This is a genomic window from Shewanella sp. 10N.286.52.E4 (genome assembly GCF_041468785.1).
In the GTDB taxonomy this organism is placed as follows: domain Bacteria; phylum Pseudomonadota; class Gammaproteobacteria; order Enterobacterales; family Shewanellaceae; genus Shewanella; species Shewanella electrodiphila.
On the sequence record NZ_JBFRJJ010000002.1, the window covers coordinates 73,379 to 90,566 of the forward strand.

Annotated in this window: 17 protein-coding genes; 11 read left to right on the forward strand and 6 right to left on the reverse strand. The window is 38.1% G+C overall.

The genetic code is table 11. From position 1 onward, the window contains the following. Window positions 1–112: 112 nt before the first annotated feature. Together AB4153_RS00660 and AB4153_RS00665 are read left to right on the forward strand one after the other, a co-directional pair. A complete protein-coding gene (locus AB4153_RS00660; protein WP_102527352.1) occupies window positions 113–595 on the forward strand; it encodes a magnesium transporter in 483 nt (160 codons plus the stop codon). Beyond that, window positions 596–1,669, forward strand: coding sequence for an HlyD family secretion protein (locus tag AB4153_RS00665; protein ID WP_102527351.1), 1,074 nt, complete (start codon window positions 596–598; stop codon window positions 1,667–1,669). It begins immediately after the preceding gene. 131 nt (window positions 1,670–1,800) lie between these two features. Here the strand turns inward: AB4153_RS00665 and AB4153_RS00670 are convergent, their stop codons facing one another. The 5 genes from AB4153_RS00670 to AB4153_RS00690 all read right to left on the reverse strand — a co-directional run bounded on the left by AB4153_RS00670 (window position 1,801) and on the right by AB4153_RS00690 (window position 5,909). Beyond that, window positions 1,801–2,490, reverse strand: coding sequence for a hypothetical protein (locus tag AB4153_RS00670; protein WP_303516834.1), 690 nt, complete (start codon window positions 2,488–2,490; stop codon window positions 1,801–1,803). Between the two features lie 41 nt (window positions 2,491–2,531). Continuing rightward, the gene (locus tag AB4153_RS00675; RefSeq protein ID WP_102527350.1) at window positions 2,532–2,867 is read right to left on the reverse strand and encodes a 5-carboxymethyl-2-hydroxymuconate Delta-isomerase; all 336 of its coding nucleotides are present in this window, start codon (window positions 2,865–2,867) and stop codon (window positions 2,532–2,534) included. A 391-nt stretch (window positions 2,868–3,258) separates the two neighbouring features. Next, window positions 3,259–3,933, reverse strand: coding sequence for a YgjV family protein (locus tag AB4153_RS00680; protein ID WP_371996004.1), 675 nt, complete (start codon window positions 3,931–3,933; stop codon window positions 3,259–3,261). 295 nt (window positions 3,934–4,228) lie between these two features. After that, complete coding sequence (locus AB4153_RS00685) at window positions 4,229–5,485, reverse strand: Y-family DNA polymerase (RefSeq protein WP_102527349.1); 1,257 nt, start codon at window positions 5,483–5,485, stop codon at window positions 4,229–4,231. Between the two features lie 16 nt (window positions 5,486–5,501). Then, window positions 5,502–5,909, reverse strand: a complete 408-nt coding sequence (locus AB4153_RS00690; protein WP_102527348.1) for a LexA family transcriptional regulator — start codon at window positions 5,907–5,909, stop codon at window positions 5,502–5,504. Window positions 5,910–6,279: 370 nt separating this feature from the next. Between AB4153_RS00690 and AB4153_RS00695 the strand changes: the two genes are divergently transcribed. Beyond that, entirely contained in the window at window positions 6,280–6,684 is a 405-nt protein-coding gene (locus AB4153_RS00695; protein ID WP_229368721.1) for a hypothetical protein, read from the forward strand. A 267-nt stretch (window positions 6,685–6,951) separates the two neighbouring features. Here AB4153_RS00695 and AB4153_RS00700 read toward each other — a convergent pair whose 3' ends face one another. Further along, complete coding sequence (locus tag AB4153_RS00700) at window positions 6,952–8,457, reverse strand: DUF1566 domain-containing protein (RefSeq protein WP_371996005.1); 1,506 nt, start codon at window positions 8,455–8,457, stop codon at window positions 6,952–6,954. Window positions 8,458–8,834: 377 nt separating this feature from the next. On the opposite strand from AB4153_RS00700, the gene AB4153_RS00705 reads away from it, so the two are divergent. The 8 genes from AB4153_RS00705 (at window position 8,835) to AB4153_RS00740 (ending at window position 17,150) form a co-directional block, all read left to right on the forward strand. Next, window positions 8,835–11,549 carry a DUF1566 domain-containing protein gene (locus AB4153_RS00705; protein ID WP_371996007.1) on the forward strand — a complete coding sequence of 905 codons (2,715 nt, stop codon included), beginning with the start codon at window positions 8,835–8,837 and terminating at the stop codon, window positions 11,547–11,549. Window positions 11,550–12,288: 739 nt separating this feature from the next. Next, on the forward strand, window positions 12,289–12,885 hold the full coding sequence (locus tag AB4153_RS00710) for a hypothetical protein (RefSeq protein WP_371996009.1): 597 nt from the start codon (window positions 12,289–12,291) through the stop codon (window positions 12,883–12,885). Between the two features lie 99 nt (window positions 12,886–12,984). Further along, the gene (locus tag AB4153_RS00715; RefSeq protein ID WP_371996011.1) at window positions 12,985–13,410 is read left to right on the forward strand and encodes a hypothetical protein; all 426 of its coding nucleotides are present in this window, start codon (window positions 12,985–12,987) and stop codon (window positions 13,408–13,410) included. A gap of 43 nt (window positions 13,411–13,453) precedes the next feature. Continuing rightward, complete coding sequence (locus AB4153_RS00720; protein WP_102527343.1) at window positions 13,454–13,978, forward strand: hypothetical protein; 525 nt, start codon at window positions 13,454–13,456, stop codon at window positions 13,976–13,978. Window positions 13,979–14,225: 247 nt separating this feature from the next. Further along, window positions 14,226–15,338 carry a serine hydrolase domain-containing protein gene (locus AB4153_RS00725; RefSeq protein WP_371996012.1) on the forward strand — a complete coding sequence of 371 codons (1,113 nt, stop codon included), beginning with the start codon at window positions 14,226–14,228 and terminating at the stop codon, window positions 15,336–15,338. A 209-nt stretch (window positions 15,339–15,547) separates the two neighbouring features. Then, window positions 15,548–15,988 (forward strand): UPF0158 family protein, encoded by a 441-nt coding sequence (locus tag AB4153_RS00730; protein ID WP_102527341.1) that lies wholly within the window; start codon window positions 15,548–15,550, stop codon window positions 15,986–15,988. Between the two features lie 88 nt (window positions 15,989–16,076). Continuing rightward, window positions 16,077–16,682 carry a DUF998 domain-containing protein gene (locus tag AB4153_RS00735; protein ID WP_371996014.1) on the forward strand — a complete coding sequence of 202 codons (606 nt, stop codon included), beginning with the start codon at window positions 16,077–16,079 and terminating at the stop codon, window positions 16,680–16,682. Between the two features lie 126 nt (window positions 16,683–16,808). After that, window positions 16,809–17,150 carry a cupin domain-containing protein gene (locus tag AB4153_RS00740; RefSeq protein WP_371996016.1) on the forward strand — a complete coding sequence of 114 codons (342 nt, stop codon included), beginning with the start codon at window positions 16,809–16,811 and terminating at the stop codon, window positions 17,148–17,150. The last annotated feature ends 38 nt before the right edge of the window (window positions 17,151–17,188 follow it).

Sequence of the window (17,188 nt, forward strand, 5' to 3'; positions counted from 1 at the left end):
AAACACATTATCGAACAAAGTAAATAAGCCATTTGGAATATCGGTTATTCCATTTTTACATTTAAATATTGTTAATATACATTTGTCCAAATCTTTGCTTTATGGAGAATACATGTCAAAAGCGCTAGAAAATGCATCTACAGCATCAACTAAACAGCACATTGTGTTTAGGTTATTAAAGAAGAGTCTCACTGTTATTGCTGCTTTTTCAGCTTTAGGTCTTTTGAGCTATTTATTTTCATTGTTGACCAAGATCCACGGTAAATCATTACCTGAAAGTTATTTTGCCAATGGTTATCCATCTATCTTAGGATTGCTCGATTCTGAGCTATTCATGGGTTTTGTGTTTGTGGTCACTATTGGCATTATTTGTTATACGCTGCTGTTATTTTGGCGCCTACATGAAGTTGCTGTTCATAAGGCTGAGGCCATGTCGAGTGCACATACACAAATTGTGTTTGCCTTATCATTATGTGGCTTATTCATCGATAAAACCTGGTGGGTTTTAGCCATCATTATTGCTTTCGGTCGCTGGGATGTATTAGCTAACAGACTTTCTAGCATCATTAGTAACGGCTTAAAAGGAGACAAGTAAATGAAAGAGATTATGCTCCCATATGTACTCATTATATGGCTCCTAGTAAAACTCGGTGTTATCAAATGGAACCTTGCTAATGCGGTTCGTTCTGTTGGTTTAGGTATTTTTATCGCATTTATGCTTTTTACCGCACACCGTTTTTGGTCTCCAGCTGATTTAACCGATAGTTCAACGATTAAAGCACCTCACGCGGTGTTAAGCCCTTTATTTGGTCAAGAGATTGAAGAAATCTATGTGACTCATAACCAACAGGTAAAAAAAGGCGATTTAATCTATAAACTGGTATCAGTAGACAGCGAACAAGAAATAGATTCTCTTGAAGCGCAAAAAGCGGCAGAGCTTGCTAAGAAAGAAGCATTAAAACTTAAAATGCATTCGTTAACGGTAACGTTAAATAATGATAAGCGTAATTTTGAGCGTGTTATCAATTTAGGTGAACATGCCAGTGAAATGACCCGTGACGATCTTGACGCTAAAATCGAATCTACAGTGGCTGAAATCGCTTCTGTCAAAGCTGAGCTTGAAACCCATCGCGCGCAGTTACGTTCGTTCGATGCGCAGATTAGTTCTGCTAAATGGAATGACGATCGCCGTGAGATCAGAGCGCAATTTGATGGTCAGTTATCAATAACCAATGTTGCAGTCGGAAGTCGTATTGGTAACATGCATCTTTATGATACTTCTAAAAAGTTTTTAGAAATGCGTATTGCTGATCAAACTTATCGCTATATTAAACCTGGTCAATTTGCAGAGTTTTATGTTGATGCATTTCCTGGTGAGATTTTTCGTGGACGTGTTCACAGTGTCACTACGGGGACGGGCGAGTCGTTAATCAGCCCAATGGCAGGAACCCAACATGTTAGACAGCACGTGGGTAACAACAACAGCAGTCACGGCCGTACAGTGATTATCGAGTTTGAAGAGCCGGAAGGTTATATCATACCAATTGGTGCTACAGGTTCAGGCTGGATCTCGGCGGATAAACCAGCTGACTTTTTAGGGTTTATGGATATTATTGGTGGCGCAACCATCAGGCTTAAGGCATTAAAAGCCTATCTTAATGCTCTATAAGTTGGGTTTAAGTGCGATTTATAAGTGCTTGCACCTAGTCTAGTTATAAGCTCAGCTTAATTAGTGTCTGCAACATGTTATTTTTAAAGGGAGCTTCGGCTCCCTTTTTTATTCACTCGCATCTTATTTGATCAAATCCTTACGCCACTAGCAAAGCTGCAACCAGGGAAAGACGTATATTGGTTTAAAGGCTTAAATTCGATAATGCTAACTTCACTGATTTTATCGGTTTCAATTGTCTGCTCTATTTCAAAATAAAACCACCATTGCCTGTTTAATGAGGTTAACTCTATATAGGGATAACTCCTCATTTTCCAGCTGCCTTTCAGATGATCTGAGTGTGTGACTGCCTTACTGGTATATGATAATTCATAAGTATTATCTTCGTTAAGCTCCAGAGCCACTAACGTATCGCAATTTCTGCTTTGGTATTCGTTAGCCAGATCTCGTGTGGTGACTTTATCTTTAGGCTTAACGCCATCAGGCAGCAAAAATAAACCCACATTATCTTTGCTATACCAGTGATTTCCAGACTTTAGCATTTCAACGTTAGGAATTACCCAGCCATTATCAGAGAGGGAACCAATAAGTCCTTGAAGGTGAGTTTCATCCTTTATAAAGGGGGAATATAAGATGGTTGATTGATTTACCGTATCAGGGAAAGCGTGGGTATTGGTTGTCACTTTATAGTTAGCTTGTTCCAGCGTCGTGGTGACTTTCTCAATCTCAGCCTCTGATAAATAGCGCGTATATAAATGTACTTCAGTAGCTGAACAGCCAGCAAGCATCACAGTCACGATGACGAGTTTCCATATTTTCACTTCATTGTATCCTTACAAATTAGTTTATGTCGTTATTTTGTCTACACAACGACTTTGGCGTAGCTTTCTCTGTCTATATCATCAACTTCTACCGAAATAGAACAATCCTTTATTGATAAGGCCTTCAATTGCGCGAGTACTAATTGAGTGAGTTTTGATTTTTGCTCAACATCACGCCCAGAAAGGATCTTTAAGGTAACGTGTATAAAATTAATATCAACTGCACCGGTTTGGTAATGTGAGTAAGCGATGGCCCTTACCTTGATATCACTGCCTTCTGGGTCAAATAAGTTTGAAGTTAACGCACCTCGGTGAACTAACGGTACGAGCAGATTTCCATCAATTTCTGTCGAGTGCTCAATAATACAATGTGGCATTTATAACTCCTGTATCCCTGTTAAAGTCGTGAATAAAACTGTTTTCTATGATTCATTTAAGCTTTTGATCCAACTTAATTGATCATCACACTGGCTGCTTAACTATGGCTGATTACAATACGCATTAATTAGCTGCTTTAAAAGTAGCGATATGATTTTAAAGATAAGAGTTGGAGATAGGGGAATGCTGGGCTTAAGTACTGGGCTTAAGTACTGAGCTTAAGTACTGAGCTTAAGTACTGAGCTTAAGTACTGGGTTTAAGTACTGAGTTTAAGTACTGGGCTTAAGTACTGAGTTTAAGTAATTGAGCTTAAGTATCGAATTTATGTATCGAGCTGTAATGGTGGATGTCTGCGTAAGTTAAGCATTTACACTCAATCCACTCTCTATCTATTTTACCAGCTCAACACTATCATTATTCGCTTCGATACTGTTCGCTTCGATATAGGATTTGCTTTGTAAATACTGCTGAATCAGGCCTTGAGATAAAATCATCATCGTCATGACTTGATAGAGTATTCCTGACCATGACATCAAATATATTGATAGCATAAGGTTCAGTGCGTTACTGGCTATCATAGCGAGTCTTAACTGGCTGCCTGCAAAGTAAAACAAGCTAACACTCATGACGACAGCAGCCATGACAGCACACCATTCGCTCCAATGCTCTGCCCACATTAAACCCTGTAGTGTCGCAACACCGCTGAACAGTATGGTCATGAGTAAAGGGGACAAGTTAATTGAGTCATCCTTACTGAGGCTTTGACAACAACGAAAGCGAATAACATTTACTAGTTGATTCGCCATGCCTAAAAAACTGCCTAATAGACCTAAATGAATTGCAGTCAGTATTGCAGCTACCATATTGCCATGAATAAATTTGCAGTCTTGCTGTTGACTATTTGCCCACCAACCTATGGCCATTGAGACAAATCCAATTGCTTGGATAAAAAATAATTGATTTAAAGCAAACTCAGGCACGCACAGTAATCCGATAGAAATTTGAAGGTGCGTATTGTCTATATTTTCGCCGCTAAAACAATGATCCAGTCGAGGTTTATTCAATTATGCTGATATTAGCTTGTAAAACTTCATATACGTTTACTTTACGTTGCTTCATTGTTGTTCTTTTGTGTTGCTTAAGCGCTGTTTGTGTTGCTGTGTACAAGTCGTTCAGCGGTACAAAATGGGCGATATAAGGTCAAGATACTGCTTATTGAGAGACTGGTTATGAGTCACAGTTGATTAAATGATTGTTATCAAATGACTGTTGATTGAATAGATGTGATTGAGCAATTGAAGCTCGAACAACGGCTGCTTGAGCTATTACAGCATTGAATAAATGCACAGGCGCTTTATTTTAACGGCAACTAACCTGAGGAATATCTTGCCAGCTGGTGGTGTATTGCGGTGTCAGTAAGTCGCGGCGCATATGCCATTTTCCGCCAATACCTTGTGCAGCCACAAAGACGGAGTCAGTGCCATAACGTTGATTGAGCGTATCACAAACTTGCATTAATGCAGGATCTTTAGGCGGCGTGAACAAATCACCTTGTAAATGTTGTACAGGACATAAGTCCACCAGCCCGACGCCGATTTTATAATAACGGGTAGAGGGGTTAAACAGTTGGCTTCCAATGCTTGTTGCATGACTGATGAGTTCACAACTGTCGTTGGTAGGCGTCGCGCAGCGGTAGTGATACTTAAAACCGCTAGGCTGTTCATCATAGGGGGAATTTCTGGCAAAAATGAGTAAGCTACTTGCTGCAGAACCTTGTTTGCGTGCTTTCGCTGCCGCAATCCCAGCATGCTTACTTAAGGCTTGTAGTAATGCCTCTTTGTCTGTGATGCGTTCACCGACACTGCGAGTCGAAAAAATTTGCTGCTTATCTGCTCGAGCACTGTCCCAGCCCTTACATTCTTCGCCATTCAATTCACGTACCGTGCGCTCTATTTCAATGCTAAAGCTTTTTCGTGCAAGCCCTGGCTGGAGTTTAGAAAGGGCAAGTGCAGTTTGAATGCCCATTTGTTGTAACCTTTTGCCTATACGAGAACCAATTCCCCATACATCGGTGACCTTCATGCTAGCGAGAATATTTTGTCGTTGCTGAACTGAGTCAATATAACAAACGCCATTATAGCCACTCAGTTTTTTTGCCGCATGGTTTGCCACTTTTGCTAGGGTCAGGGTTTCACCGATACCGACACAAACAGGCAAGCGAGTTTCTTTCCATACTGCGCGGCGTATATGAGCCGCATGGGTCAGCAAGCAAGGAATTGCAGGATAAGTTTGTTTAAATGATAAGAAGGATTCATCAATTGAATAGATGTGCTGCTCTGGTGCGAAGCGGCCAATGACGTCCATCATCGCACTAGAGAGCGAACCATATAATTCATAGTTAGAAGAGAGCGCAATTACGCCAAGTTCGTGGCATAAGTCTTTGACTTCAAAGTAAGGACCAAACTTGCCAATGCCTAACGCTTTTGCTTGTCGGTTGGCGGCAACAATACAACCGTCATTATTGGATAACACAACAATAGGGCGACCGCGCCATTCAGGTCTGAAAACCTGTTCAGCGCTACAATAAAATGAATTGGCATCAACCAAGGCGTACATAAGTTAACCGCCCATTCTAATCATTAACTAATAAAGGACTTTGGCGATGGCAACGAATTGAACGGATCACCACGCCCTCAACACTAAAATTGTCGTGCTCTTGGATTAACACGCTATTGTGATGGTCATTGGCCGACAACAGTAATCGGCGCTTGGTATCAATCAGCTTACAGACGAAGTTGCCGTTGTAATTAGCCACGATTACATCATGGTTTTCAACGTTGACGTGACGATCGACAATCAGAATATCTTTATCAAAGATGCCTATCTTTTCCATTGAGTCACCACTGGCTTGACCAATGAAGGTGGCACTCGGGTGCTCAATTAACAGTTCATCTAAACTGAGTGGTAGTTGTCGATATTCTGCTGCAGGGGACTCAAACCCGGTGATCCCAGCGCTGGCTAAAATAGGAATAACGTTCATAAATTTCACATCTAAAAATAACTGTATATTTATACAGTATTATAGTCCTCCCCGTAAAATTGGCAATAATTTCCGTTTATTTGTATTCGATTAGAACAATCTGTTGGTTATTTATTCGAAGATAGCGTTGAGGCTTCTTAAAAAGAACCATCATGAATTGAATAAGTTAATTGGTTGTTCAGCTTAGGTTTAGCAAAAGTAGGTAAAATAGCTATCAAGTTAGCTAATTCAGTAAAGCGGTATGTAATGTAAAAAATCTTTGGAACTAACTGGCGCAAAAAGGTAACTAACAAATGATGAAAGTCGTTATCTTAGTACAAGTTAACTACAACACTGGCTTACTCGCATCGACGTAAAAGGTATACGAAATATGAAAAAATTAATCATGGTCGCAATGTTTGCTTTCTTTTCTGTGGCAGCTAATGCCAGCTATTCAACGCAGCAGTCAGTTGTAATCCAAATCGATCAAGCTAGGGCTAACATAGAATCAGCCGTGAGCTGTTCTATCATTTATTCCCATACGCCAATGGCGACTGAAGCCGATTATTACAAAGGCATGGTTTACGAGAATTACTCAAACCTTGTTGAGCAATTAGTATTAACAGGGCAATCAGAACAACAGGCAAGACAAACGGCAATGGAGCAAGTTGTTTCACAAGCACAACACATGGAAAAATTGTTAAATGATGAAAGAGCAGGTGGTAAGGCGCAATTCACTCAGTTGCTTAAGCAAACCGCAGTTCAAAACCAATGCGTGCATTATGCTAATCTGTAACGCTATCCATCAATAGAAACAAATCATAATATAGGCTTGCCGAAACAGGCATTTAGAAACAGGCATTTGGAAGCAATCACTTAAAAATAGCCGCTTATAAATAGATAGTTGAAATATACAGAACAATAAATCATCGTTATGTGCAAATAATAAGCACATAATGATGACCGGGCATTTAAATGTAAAGCCTCGTGAATATCTCGTGTTAGTAAACAGTTATACTCTCTATTTTACAAAAGCTTAGAATATATACTGCAACATTATGTTCTATTTTGAATTTTTAGGTGGTCCTATCGGGGCTTCATTAGCCGTGATATAACCATCTTTATTTTCATCAAAATGATTAAATCGTTTTGTACTTGCTTGAAACTCTGAAGCCGATACTTTTCCGTCGCCATTTTTATCAAATCGATTAATGAATTTATTATGTGGAGAACTGTTTTTGTTATGGGTCATTTTATGAGTTTTGTTGTCTGAACTCGTACTCATGCTTGTATTTGTAGTATCAACTATCGCCGAAGAGCTATTTGAATATTGATACACTTGTTCAGCTTGGTATTGGTGACTTGCTTCAGTGGCAAGCTCAATATTACCAGCCCTTACGCTACGCACATAGTTATCAACTCGAATGTAATCGCCTTGTGGCCCACGGGACATGGGTCTACCCGTTTTAGGATCACTGCGCTGAGAACCCGCACCGTGAACATCCATTGTATTACCGCGCATTACGCCCAAAGCTTTACCGAAAGCAACATAAACAGCGCCAGATGCAGGCACTGGCCCATCAAGATGAGTGGTTGAGCTCCAATAATAAGGGTAATCTTTATCGCCAGCTTCATTTGTTATTGCTGTTGTTGAGAAAATAGGGTCAATAGCAGCTGAGTGGCTGGTTTCGGGTGAACGACTATAATCCAAAATACTTTGCAATTCTTTTGCATTGGGTAAGCGCCAATCGCTATGGCCTGCTAATGTGAGGTTTTCTGAATACTGCAATGCTTCTTGCCAATTCAGATCTTGCTTGCTGTCATCTTGTTGCCAGATTAAGCCTGTGGCTAAATCTGTAATGGTGCCATCATTATTGTCAATGAAATTATTTTTACCATAAGCTTCATTGCCTCTGACGAATCTGAAGTACATTTTATTCGCAGATTTTGTGCGAGGATTATATTTTGGATAACCTTTAATTCGGCCATCAACAAAGTTTACGCCAAAAATCGTCTGATCATTTTTCATTGTTTTGCCAACATATTCAGTACTAGACCATGTTTGAGCATCAATTTCTCGTTCACCAGCTTGGGTATTACCAATGGGTTGACTAAAAAAGTGGGTGTCGATGAAAGGGGTAAGGGCTTTTTGCCCTTTAACGCTGCCTGAAAATTGAATAAGCGAGTAGAGCTCTTTAATCGTAGGGATCCGCCAGTCACCATATCCAGCCAATTTTAAACTGGATATTTTTTGTAATGCCTGCTCATAGGTAAGTTTTTCACCCATTTGTTGTTGCCACATTAAGCCGGTTACATTATCTGTAATCGTGCCATTATTATTGTCTGTATATGATGGAGGATTAGAGCGATAGTTTGCATCCTGGCCATAAAAGCTATTGGCCTTGTCAGGTAATGGCATTGCGGCATTATTGTTGTAGGATATTCTTTGCCCTGTATCGACAATTGGGTAACCTGTTATATTAAATGATGAATTAGCTAAATCTGTTGCATATGCAGAAGCTGCTAGCAATGAAATAAACACTGAAACTCCAAGAATTCGCTTTTTCATAAAATACCTATTTTTAAAAACCATCTAATAAAAACCTATCTAGTAAACATTATGCATAACAACTTAATGGTAGTTATGTTTTTACTCAGGTTTAATCGAGTCGTGATTAATGCCTTATCTCTAATTAAAATAGCAATAATAAAACCAACAAAAATAAACTTTACTTAACTTTAAATACGTTACATGAGTATTTTATCTATCGATTATAACTGGATGTTTGTACCACTAGGTTAGCGATACATTAGGGTTAGCAGAACTACAATTTATGCGGTTGACATGTTAACAGTATAATTTACTTAGCTTTACATGTTACTCATTATTGTTTACATGCGTATGTGTATAATTTAATTACAATAACTCAGATAATAAGTATAAAGATGCATAGTAAAGTTAGAGAAATAAATCTGTCACTTGTGATGATATTTTTTTCATTCTCTCTTATTGGCTGTGGATCAGGAGATTCTGATTCTGCCGCTGTAGAACTACCGAATAACACGATTCCTATTGCGAACCCTGGCGATGATCAAATGGTAACGACTGGTGAGTTGGTTACCCTTGATGCTAGTGCGAGTTCAGATCCAGATGGTGACACGTTAACCTACAACTGGATCATCACTTCTGCCCCTAGCGGCATCGTAAGTTTATCTGATGCGTCGAGTTCAACACCCAATTTTATAGCGGATACCGATGGTGATTATGTTATTTCACTTACAGTTAACGATGGCACTGACAATAGTGAGGCTGCTACGGTCATTATAAGCAGTTCATCCACCAGTGCAGACAACACTTATACCATAGTAGATACCAATCAAAACATTTGTTATGACTCATCAACAGGCCAAGCTGAAACATGTGAAGGCAGCGGCTACGATGCTGATATTTCGGGAAATCAACCGAGTTATACACTCAGTAATGATGGCACAACCGTTACCGATAATGTGACGGGCTTAATTTGGTTACAAAGCACCGATATTAATGCAGACGGCCTGGTAAATTACGATGACAAATTATATCAAAATGAAGCCGTTGAATATTGCGAAGCACTCGATTTTGCAGATCGAGAAGACTGGCGTTTGCCCAGCGTAAAAGAAGCATATTCACTTATTCTATTCAGTGGTAAAGATGCGAGTAACTATCAAGGTACAGATACATCAACGCTTGTCCCTTTTATCGATCCTGTTTTTGATTGGGCATTTGGGGATTTAAATTCCGAGAATGATCGCATCATTGATGGTCAATATGCATCAACCACACTTTATGTCAGCAACACGATGTTTGGCGACCCAACCATGTTTGGTGTTAACTATGTTGACGGAAGAATTAAAGGCTACCCAACTGATACAAAAGAATATTATGTTCGCTGTGTTGCTGGTAATACAGACTATGGCGTTAATCAATTTGTTGATAATAACAATAAAACAGTGAGTGATAATGCAACAGGCTTAATGTGGCAGCAAAACGACACTGACTCGAACAATTGGGATGATGCAGTACAACAGTGCCAAACAGCTACAACGGCAAGCCAAACGGATTGGCGTCTGCCTAATGCAAAAGAACTACAAAGTATTGTTGATTACACTGTTTCGCCAGATACCCACAACCAGGCAGCTATAAACAGCATATTTAATAGTACCTCGTTTGTGAATGAAGAAGGTGTTATTGATTGGGGCTACTACTGGGCGTCAACGACACACGTTGATAACGACGGTGACGGCAGTAATGCAGTCTACGTGTCATTTGGTCGAGCTTTAGGTTACATGCAAAGTACGATTTTAGATGTTCATGGCGCAGGCTCACAACGAAGTAACGATAAACTTGATGTTGCTAGTGAACCTGGCGCAACATCAGCACAAGGAACAGACGGGGTGTTTTATTATAAAGGGCCTCAGGGTGATATCTTACGGAGTAATAATAAAGTCCGTTGTGTTCGAGATATCGAATCCAATAGCACTGATACCCAGCAGTTCACTTTATTCTCACCGTTAAAATCTACCGAAACTTACCTTATAAATGAACTTGGTGAAACTGTTCATAGTTGGCAAAGTGATTACCGCCCTGGATTATCAGTCTACCTTTTAGAAGATGGCACGTTATTACGCACTGGTACTAGCGATAATATCGATCCTGTTTTTGCTGACATGGCGGGCGGTACAGGTGGGATTATCGAAATACTGGATTGGGACAGTAATCCAGTATGGAGTACTAGTCTGTCAACTGATCAATATTTAAGTCATCACGATGTAGAAGTGTTACCCAATGGCAATATCCTTGCCATAGTTTGGGAAGCAAAAACTGCAGAGGAAGCCCTAGCACTAGGGCGAACACAAGTCGCTGATGATTCACTATGGGCTGGTGCGGTATATGAAATCTGCCGTGCTAGTAGCAGTAATCCTTGTATTGATGGAGATACAGTCTGGCGTTGGAGTGTTTGGGATCATATCGTGCAAAATGTTGATGAAGAAATTAGCGATTCTTTTGTTTCAGACATAGCGGCGCACAGTGACAAAATTAACCTTAATTACTTTAATGGTGCCGGCGCTTCAGACTGGACCCATATTAATTCGGTAGATTACAACGTGGATACAGATCAGATTTTGTTAAGCGTGCATAACTTTAATGAGTTCTGGATTATAAACCATCAAGATTCAACTCAAGGAATCGTTTCACGTATCGGTAATCCTGCGGCATATGAGAGTACAGGTGAACAAACATTGTTTGTACAGCATGACGCACAATGGATTGATGAAGGGCTTACTGGGGCAGGCAATATCTTAGTCTTCAATAATGGGACTAACAGACCCGAAGGCGATTATTCATCAGTCGATGAGTTTTGTTCAGCAGAAAATGATTGTACTGAAGGTGAAATGCTCAGCAGTTATAGCGATGGTGTGACTGGTGAGTTTTATGCATCGCGAATTTCAGGTGCACAAAGATTAACCAATGGTAATACGCTCGTTTGTGAAGGGACAGAAGGCCGTTTATTTGAGTACGACAACAACTTCAATATTACGTGGGAATATAACGTAGGTTCAGAAGTGTTCAGAGCAGTAAGATATGAATCAAGCTATGAAGGCTTAAGTCAATTAAACTAATTACACTGTCAATGACGCTTGTAATTTGCTCTTTATAAAAGCTCTTGTAGCAATCTTAAAGACAGCTTTAAAAAATTCTAATAACTAATAAATAATAACTAACAACAACCTATATTGTTTTCATATAGCAGAGGCTTAAGTTTAACAGGCTTGAATACGTGATTATGTCGATATAGGCAAGGGTAGTCACAGTCACTTACTTCTACAACATGGAACAGACGGAGTATTAAATTTGTCTGTCTCCATCATGTAAACAGCTTTACCTAACTCGCCATTGTAAAATAATGTACTAAAAGAGAAGCAGCACAAAATATTCATTAACACACTCAATCTCTCATTAGCTTTAATGCCTGTGTATTCACGCAGGTATCATTTATTTCTTTAAATTTGCGCCATTTTATTTCTCGTTATGTAATCAATAAAATTCTCGATTTTAGATTATGAGAACTTAACGTATTGATATGTAGCGTAATTTAAAAACTCTGCGGATTTTTTATCGAGAATAAAGATTCTCGTTAAAATTTATTTTCTGTTTTATCTACCCAAAAGGATAATTGTTTCAAGGTTACTAAGCTGATAACTTACTAAAAATATTGATGATTTAGGCATATTAGCGATATATATTGCGTTGAATAGCTAAGGATGTTTTTCGGAATTATGCTAATAAGCCTGTTAGTCGGCATGCTAATTTAAGTTCCGCATGTATTAGTTTTAAATAATTGAATATAAGGGAATTATAATGCAAGTTACATATAGGAAAGCGGAAGATCAATATCAAATAAGAGAAAGAATGTTTAATAAAATGAAAATACTTAAAATCATAACTTTAATGTTTATAACTGTAGCCATTGTTATTGTCCTTTCTTATGAAAAAATTATAACCAGTGTATTGTTGCCTCAGTATATAGACTGGGCATATGAGGTAGATCGAAAAGGGCAGGAAATAGGCGTCTCATTAGATAAAAAAGAGTTGTTGCTCGCAGCTGAAATTGGAATCGTACATCCAGAAAAAGTAAGAATTGTTTATGTTAATGAAGTACCTTTCCCTTATGAAAACTTCGCATTAAAGGTTTTTGGTGAAGGGGTTGGGATTGTTGGTGAAGGAATAATAAACAATGCTCAAGTCTTCGGTTATTCAATATACGCTCGTAAAGACTTTGAGTTAAATAGGACGAGACTAGCTCATGAATTGGTTCATGTACTACAAATAGAAAGAGCCAGCTTGGATATAGTAGTAAGCCAGCATTTTTCCGATATGTCGAAATACGAATACGATAAAGCACCGTTAGAAATGGAAGCATTTGAAGCTAATAAAAAATACAGTGAAAACTGGTAGCTAAAATATTTTTTGGGGAAATTAAACAAAAAATAGTAACTAGCAAGCATCTGCTCCATATGTGAAGAGTTATTAGTTCTGTTTTATAACGGGGATTAAATGAATAAGTTAAAAACTTCAAGGGTAATAATAGCTATACCATTTTTTATTATTGGTACTGGTTCTGTCGTCAGTGCTTTCTGGCTTGTTATTGGCAGACTGTTGGAAGGAATGATGTGGAAAGAAGATGATAGTTTTGTTATTGGTGCGATGGTCGTGTTAATACTATTTGGAAGCTCTTTTATAAGCTTTGGAAAAGATGCCTTATATAAGGGGCATTCTAAAAAGTCTAAACGCTTAATAGGACCAACTATTTTCTATGCCATTGGTGTAATTATTTTAATTCCAGGAGTATGGTCATTCTTTGCAGGATCTCAACAAGCACTAATAATATCACTGCTTGGCATAGCTTCAATTATCTATGGTCTTCGTTTGTCACATAAAGTAAAAAAAGAAAAAGTAAAAATTATCTCAAACGAGGTTTAACAGCAATCAAACACAGACCAAGTTGTTTAAAAGGAGTATCACAATGAAGATTGGCGTTTCACTAGCAATTCTATTACTTACTTTTTCTAATTCAGTTCTCGCTGATTGTAAATCTGAACTTGCTGATAGACTCGAAGCAGATTTGAATTTAACTTATCAGAAATTTGATCAAACAAATGATTCAGGTTTTAGGTTGTTAGAAGCGTCAGGTTGTTATGCTGAAGCAGCAAGTTTAATTAAAGCCTTCATCAAACATAATAATTCAAAAGAGAATGCTTTAATCTGGCACCTTGCTCAAATGGAGGGCTTTGCTGGAAATTATGAACAAGCAATCACACACGCAAAAAGCGTTTTAATCGACAACGAAGACTTATCTAAGTTTCCAATGCATTGGAATGACTTTGTGTTGGGGAATATAGCTTTTTGGTCAAAAGATGAACAGAGCTTAAAAAAGCATATCGATAATATTCAGATAAACTCTGGATTTAAACCAAATAAAATAAATTTAAAATACCTAAGTAAGTTGCTTGCTAACTTCGATAGCAGTTATAGAGAAGCCCTTTTGTAAATGTAATGCAGAAAGTTATTAAAACAGCTTAAAAACAGTGGATTAGGCTTCATCCCTCTGAACTTTGGAACCAACTATTTTTAGCATCTTCATGTGGCATAAGGTTTTAACCAGCCTTATTTATAAGTATATATTTGTGAATAAATCATATTAATTGAATTAGCTACATCTTAAATTCCTTGCAGTGATGCAAGATTACTTGTCGTATCGTAAGCAGCAAAACATAACCAGCTCAAAAGGAAGTACTATGATTAAATCAGTTGTTATTAGTATTGTATTAATGCTCTTTTTACAATCTTTGGCTTACGGAAAAACACTCATGACAGTTAGCGATAAACTAAATCAGCGTATTGAGTATTATGTTGAAGAGGATAATTTTCAAGGTGCTGTTCTTGTAGCTAAACAAGGTAAAATCCTATTTAAGAAAGCATACGGCTATGCAGATATCGAAAAAGAAATGCCAAATACAACGCGCCATCAGTTTCTTATTGGCTCAATGACTAAATCATTAACCGCAGTTGCTGTAATGCGTTTGGTAGAACAAAACAAACTTGATTTACATGTTCCTATTACCACATATATTCCAAAACTTGATAGTAAACTGGCGAGCGGTGTTAGCTTGCACCACTTACTGAAACATCAATCTGGATTTACTCGCCACTTAGAGCACCTTGCAAGCTTTGAAGAAAAAGATATCACGTCTAGTGAAATCCTCAATATTATCAACACATCAGAACAATCATTCGAAGCTGGAACACAATACGAATACGGAAACCTAAATTATCACCTTGCTGCAATCATCATTGAAAATATTACGGGAAAAAACTACGCAGAGGCAATGCAAGCTCTAGTTTTTGCGCCATTAAATATGCAGCAATCTGGTGTTGAACGTATTGCTAATCCACCCAAAAACCGTGCTAATGGTTATCGAAAAAGTGTGTTTGGTATCAATAGAGATGAAAATATTGTTTCCTATGCCCTCGGTTCAGGTGATATTTACTCAACCGTAGAAGACTTATTAAAGTGGGAGCAAGCTCTCTATACGACAAGCTTTTTATCACAACAAAGTCTCGACTTGATATTCAATGGGGAGAGTAAAGCTTTTGGTTATTACGGTTATGGTTTTAGAATCAGAGAATATCAACGAAGTAGCAAGCATAATATACTTGGTAAATTAACCCGTCACGGTGGTTCAATGGATGGCTTTTCATCAAATTTACATCGTTATACAGATGACCAACTTACTGTAATTATTCTGGCAAACGTTCGGAAATTTCCAATTCGTACTCTAACCTTTGAACTAAAAGAAATAGCACTTGGTGCAGATAGCTTGCAAAGAAGTAGAGCGTCATTTGAATAACATAAGCAGATAATCTAGAAAGATGGGATGGACTGTTGTGACTTATGAGCAGGAACTTAGAAGTTACTCTAACGTGAAAAACATAATAAGTTAACAACTGATTCTAATTGATAAATCACAGTTTGTTTTCTTCTTGGTTGCTATTTTTTGCAAACATTTTTTACAAATTAACAGGGTGTTAGCTACTAAATTACACATCAGAGGTCAGCATGAATATAAAATTTAGCGACGTTTTAGATCTATTTGAACTCGTCAATTTTGGTGCTCCTTTTGATCATGAGGGCTACATTTGTAAAGAATCAGGTAAAACATATTTTTATTCTGAGTTTGGTGATAATGAAGAAGAATTACCAGCCGATATTAATGATGAAAAATACTTGGCAATCCCTCATAAAACAGAATTAAACCTTGGTAATAATCTCGCTTTCGATTTTACGCTAGAACACTTACCTACAGAATATGAAAATGTACGTTCAATCTTTAATCGTAAAGGTGCTTATGCAAAGTTCAAAACGTTACTAGAGAGCGCTGATAAAATTGAAGAATGGTATAAATATGAATCAAAACGTACTGAGGAAGCACTACAAGAATGGTGCGCAGAACAAGGTGTTACACAAATATCAGCTAATAAACTGTCAATCAACAGGTAAGTATCTGATTTTTTTAGAATCTTTAGGTGTTTAGTTTACTTTATTTCGTGCTCTTAACGCGCGTTAGTTTACAAAAAGGGTTTTAGTGGTGTTTGAAAGTATTGCGATCTATTCAGGGTTACTTGCAACAGTTTGGATTTTCATGGGTGTATACGTAGTAAGCAGATTTTACGATGGTTACAATCATTCTAAACAATTTTGCAGTGAATTAGGGGCAACTGGTAGCCCAACAGAAAAATTGTCTCCCATAATCAACAATTATCCTCTTGGTTTTCTATTTTGCTTTTTCGGTTGGTACCTGGCGCAACTCTCAAATGTATCAATCTTAGTTAATGTGGCTGGTGGGTTGGTAATAGTTCATGGCATTGGTACTTGGATTGCAGGTTACTTTCCTATGGACGCTGATCCATTTACTAAGAATCCAACTTTTAATTGTAAGGTACATTCTTGGGCCGGTTTCATTATGTTACTTTCGTTAGTTGTAGCACCAGTCTTAGTTGCTATAAGTCCAACAACAATAATGATCCCTCTATATTTCCGTATTTTTTCAGTTGTTTCTGTTATCGCTGCTATTTATTATCTATTCGCTATGGCAAAAGCCGTAAAATCTCAAAGTAACCCTGGCATTCATCAACGTATGTCTTATGGTATTCAACTCATGTGGTTAAGTTGTTTTTCATTAGTATTGGTGTAATTGTGAATTAACAAGGTCATTAATCTAAAAATCTACTGTGACTGTTATTTTGTCTCATAATTTATTTCATAATAATTTTTCGATTATTGCTTCGTTTAACGTAGCGTTTTATTTTAAGGAGCACGCTTGACCGTCATTAGTCATCAATCAGCTGAACATTATACTTGGGGCAATCAATGTGATGGTTGGCACCTTGTAAAATCAGATAGCTTAAGTGTAGTCCAGGAAAGAGTTCCTGCGGGTTGTGCCGAGTCTCGCCATTTCCATGTTAAAGCTGAGCAATTCTTTTTTATATTATCCGGTATTGCAACCATGGAACTTGAGGGGGAAACTTTTAGGTTATCCCCAAATGAGGGGATACATATTCCTGCAGGTTCAAGACATCAATTGAGCAACCAACACGATCTTGATTTAGTCTTTACAGTCACTTCGACGCCACCGAGTCATGGTGACCGAATTGAAATATAATGAGGCTAGGTATCAGTGCAGGTGTAAGTGGGAAGGTT